We start from the raw sequence: 4,179 nt of genomic DNA, 5'->3' as shown, positions 1-4,179 counted from the left end.
ACTACCTCCATCGGAGCGATTCATGAACACTTCCAGTACAAGTACATTGAAGATCGGGGCCGCTGAGGCAAGGACTGTCGCGAGCCGACTCGGATTTGCGGAGGCGCCGCGTTGGCACGATGGTGCGCTGTGGTTTTCAGACATCGCACGGTCCACCGTCTGCAGGGTTCGCCCTGACGGCGATATTGAAGTGATCTGCAGTGTGCCTGGGCATGCGGCAGGCCTGGGTTGGCTGCCCGATGGTCGACTGTTGGTTGCATCCATGCATGGTCGTGCGTTGTATCGACTGGACGAGGTTGGGCTTCGCATGCATGCGGATCTGACATCGATCGTTCACGCCGATCTCAATGACATGGTCGTGGCCGCTGATGGGACCGCATACGTGGGAAACCTCGGCTACGACGCGAAGAAAGACCCGGTCGTGTCGACCGGGATGGTGATGGTGCGCCCCGACGGGGCGGCCGAAATGCAGTCTGGCGATCTTTTCAGGCCGAACGGATGCGCGATCACCAGCGATGGAAAGAAGTTGCTGATCGCGGAGACTCGCATCGGACGCGTGTCATCCCAACCAATCGGGCCTGACGGCAGGTTGGGCCCGCGATCCGACGTATCGACCTTTTCTGACGGTAGTTGGGCCGACGGACTTTGCTTGGACTCGGAGGGTGCCGTCTGGGTGTGCGATCCGGCGGGGCACCGTTTGATATACGCGGGTCCCGATGGCGCAGTACGTCGGACCGTGGACTTCGGAGCGGAGCAACCGCTCGGCTGCATGCTCGGCGGCGCAGATCGCCGGACGCTGTTCGTCACGCTTGCTCCGCTCCCGTTCGGCCGCAGTTGGGACGACGTGGCGCGCGACCAGGCGAGCAGCATCGTTGCGTTCGACGTGAAAGTGCCGGGAGCTGGCTGGCCTTGGGCCAGCCAAAGGGAAATCGCACTGCACGAACTGTGAAGAGAATCTTTGATGAGTGAATCGTTTCCTACGAAAGCTGTACGGCTCCACCAGCCGGGCGGTCTGGAACACCTTTACTACGACAGCGAACCACGAAGAAGGCCGCTGCCCGGCGAGGTGTCAGTGCGGGTTTGGGCAAGTTCTTTGAACTATCACGACTTCGGCGTCGTGACCGGTGCCATTGCCACAGATGAGGGGCGCATACCATTGTCCGACGGTGCGGGCGAAGTGATGGAGGTTGGCGAAGGCGTGACGGAACTGGGGCCAGGAGACCACGTCGTTGGCACCTTCTACCCCGACTGGCACGACGGCCGCGCTGAGCCAAGCAAGACTTATGCAATTCCGGGGGATCGCATCGACGGATTTGCGCGCGAGTACGTCACGGCGGCTGCAATTGCATTTACCAAGGCGCCGCGTGGTTACACGCACGCAGAAGCAGCGACTCTCCCATGTGCCGCCTTGACGTCTTGGCGTGCATTGATGGTCGACGGACAGCTGAAGGCCGGGGAAATCGTGTTGGTACAGGGATCGGGCGGTGTTTCAGTGTTCGCATTGCAGTTCGCCAAGGCGGCTGGCGCCACCGTCATCGCCACCTCGTCGTCCGATGAGAAGCTCGAGCGCCTACGCGCGCTCGGCGCCGATCACCTCATCAACTACCGAAGCAATCCAGATTGGGGGGAGATCGCCCGAGCGCTGACGGATGGCCGTGGCGTGGATCACGTAGTCGAGGTCGGCGGTCCTGAGACGCTGTCGCAGTCCATGGTGGCATGTGCCATGGGAGGGCATATTGCCTTGCTCGGGGTACTGACGGGCCGGGAAGGTGCGCTCTCCACGGGCCGACTGCTGTCGAATCACATTCGCCTCCAGGGCCTGACCGTCGGTAGTCGCAGTCAACAGCTTGACATGATTCGTGCGATCGAGGCCACTCGCATCCGGCCCGTGATCGACCGTCACTTTCCGTTGGAAGCCTTGGCCGACGCTTTCCGATTCCAGGAGTCCAACCGTCACTTCGGAAAGATCGCTATCGACATCTAGAACCGCGCTTCATCGCGGCGATTCTCGTCGCTTGTTCCCGGAGCGTTCAAGCGCACGAGGCACTTGCCGCGAGAAGCGCCTCAACTGGTCCTCCCACCAGAACTCCGCTCAATTTAGTTGCGCCCTGCCATGACGACAGGGCGCAACAGGCATCAGTCGCTCTTGATGTAAACGCTCTTCTGGTAAAGAAAGCCTTCGATGTGCTCTTGGCCCCCTTTCATGCCATAGCCGCTTTGCTTGTATCCGCTGAAACCGATGGCGGGGTCCGCTACTCCATAGCAATTGATCCAAAGCTTGCCGGCTTTGATGCCATGCATCATCTTCGTCATTGTGCTGACGTTGGTCGTCCAAGCGGCACCGGCGAGGCCATAGACTGTGTCATTGGCAAGCTTCAGAGCATCCTCGGCGGTATCGAAGGGAATCACGGAAGCGACGGGACCGAAGATTTCCTCGCGGGCGATTCTCATGTCGTTGGTGACATTGTTGAACACGGTAGGCGTGACGAAGTAGCCATCCGCCAAGTCGCCATCAAGCCGGGTGCCGCCGGTCACCAGCTCCGCGCCTTCCTCACCTCCGATGGACATATAGCCCATCACGCGTTCCAGCTGGCGCTTGGAAATCAGAGGGCCGAGTTGCACGGAGGCATCGGCAGGATCGCCCACTTTGAGCTTCCTGCTGAACTCGACCAACCTCGAGACGAACTCCTCCTGGATGTTTCGCTGGACGAAGATGCGAGTGCCCGCGGTGCAGATTTGTCCGGAGTTGGTGTAGACGCCCATGGCGGCCCCCTCAACTGCCTTGTCCAGGTTGGCATCTGCAAAAACGATGTCGGGAGACTTGCCCCCCAATTCAAGTTGAATGCGCTTCATGTTGCCGGCCGAAGCTTTGATGATTTCGCGGCCAGTAACAGTCGAGCCGGTGAAAGCCAGACGGTCGACATCCATATGGGCAGCCAGCGCCGCCCCGGCTTCTGCACCGTAGCCGGTGACCACATTGATGACGCCTTCCGGTACGCCGGCCTCCATTAGCAGTTCGGCTGTCCGCAACGTCGTGAGTGAGGCGTCTTCGGCGGTCTTGATGATCGCAGTGCATCCGGTCGCCAACGCGCCGCCCATGATCCACCACATGCTAATGATGGGGCCGTTCCATGGAAGGATGCCGCCGACCACGCCAACTGGCGCTTTGAGTGTCAACGTGGTGAAGTTGCCGGGCAGCGAATTGGGGACGGTGGTGCCTGTCCAGCTCAACGCTTGGCTGGCGAAGTACCTGATGGTCTGGAGCAGAGTCCCTTTCATCGCGCGCGTGCGCGAGATAGGAGCACCCATATCAAGCGACTCAAGCGTGGCCRACTCCTCGAAGTTCCTCTCCAAAACCTCAGCAACACGCAGCATCAGCGCATTCYGTTGATGAGGGGTAAAACGGCTCCACGGCCCCTCAAAAGCCCGGCGCGCAGCAACGACTGCCGCGTCAACATCCTCTTGCCGGCCGCGAGCGAGCGTCGCTAGGACACCACCTGTTGCCGGGTTGAAGGTCTGGATCGTTTCGCCCGAGAGCGACGGTTGCCACCCACCGTTGATGAAATGTTTCTTGGCCGAATCCGCAAGAAATTGCGGCCGATTCGTCGCCGGCAATCGGGTCTTGACTTCACTCATCGCTGTCTCCTAGATAGAAAATTTCCGCTGGTAGGGCAACTGCCGTAGCCCATCGAGCTCAACTGCTCAATGAGGTGGTTCATGGGCTAGTTCGTCGTGACCGATGCGCTGCGCTCGTTCCATTCGATCAGCCGGCGAATGCCCTCCTCGACGGGGACTTGAGGCTCCCACCCGATCAGTTGCTTGGCTTTGTCGCGGCTGTATCCCAGCTTCGGCGTGGCGCTGAAACTCATCTTCGAAGGGTCGTCCTGATATTGAGGCGCGAGGTCGGTCTTGCAGATCTCGTTGACGATCTCCACCACGCGGTTGAGCGTGGTATCCACACCGGTGGCGATATTCATACCTTCGCAAGTCGCATTGCTCTCCATGGCCATGAGGTTGGCGCGGGCCACGTCACCCACATACACGAAGTCGTGGACCTGCGTACCGTTTCCTGGCAGCACCGGGCGCTTGCCTTCCTTGATGCTGGCGTATGTTTCCATGATCCGCGTGGCGTTGATGGCGCGCACGTGCTGGCGCTCGCCATAGACGCTGGTGTAGCGC

The 4,179-nt window shown here is 60.3% G+C and carries 4 protein-coding genes; 2 read left to right on the top strand and 2 right to left on the bottom strand.

Annotated features, from left to right (window positions below; all coding sequences use genetic code 11):
• Positions 1-22 precede the first annotated feature (22 nt).
• Positions 23-949 (top strand): SMP-30/gluconolactonase/LRE family protein, encoded by a 927-nt coding sequence (locus AC1DY5_RS44600; RefSeq protein WP_478120811.1) that lies wholly within the window; start codon positions 23-25, stop codon positions 947-949.
• Between the two features lie 12 nt (positions 950-961).
• Positions 962-1,984 carry a zinc-dependent alcohol dehydrogenase family protein gene (locus AC1DY5_RS44595; protein ID WP_478120810.1) on the top strand — a complete coding sequence of 341 codons (1,023 nt, stop codon included), beginning with the start codon at positions 962-964 and terminating at the stop codon, positions 1,982-1,984.
• 152 nt (positions 1,985-2,136) lie between these two features.
• Here the strand turns inward: AC1DY5_RS44595 and AC1DY5_RS44590 are convergent, their stop codons facing one another.
• Both AC1DY5_RS44590 and AC1DY5_RS44585 read right to left on the bottom strand, forming a co-directional pair.
• Positions 2,137-3,636: an aldehyde dehydrogenase family protein gene (locus AC1DY5_RS44590; RefSeq protein ID WP_478120809.1), complete on the bottom strand. Its 1,500-nt coding sequence runs from the start codon at positions 3,634-3,636 to the stop codon at positions 2,137-2,139.
• An 86-nt stretch (positions 3,637-3,722) separates the two neighbouring features.
• The coding region (locus tag AC1DY5_RS44585; protein ID WP_478120808.1) for a GDP-mannose 4,6-dehydratase at positions 3,723-4,179 on the bottom strand (457 nt) is incomplete at its 5' end.

The sequence above is a fragment of the Variovorax sp. P4_D9 genome (assembly GCF_056401695.1).
The sequence above is the reverse complement of the archived record's forward strand: the minus strand, read 5'-3'. Positions and strand labels throughout refer to the sequence as shown.

Bases quoted from the DNA above. Each gene is read 5' to 3' on its own strand.
- AC1DY5_RS44595 (WP_478120810.1), top strand. From the start codon at position 962: ATGAGTGAATCGTTTCCTACGAAAGCTGTACGGCTCCACCAGCCGGGC.
- AC1DY5_RS44600 (WP_478120811.1), top strand. From the start codon at position 23: ATGAACACTTCCAGTACAAGTACATTGAAGATCGGGGCCGCTGAGGCA.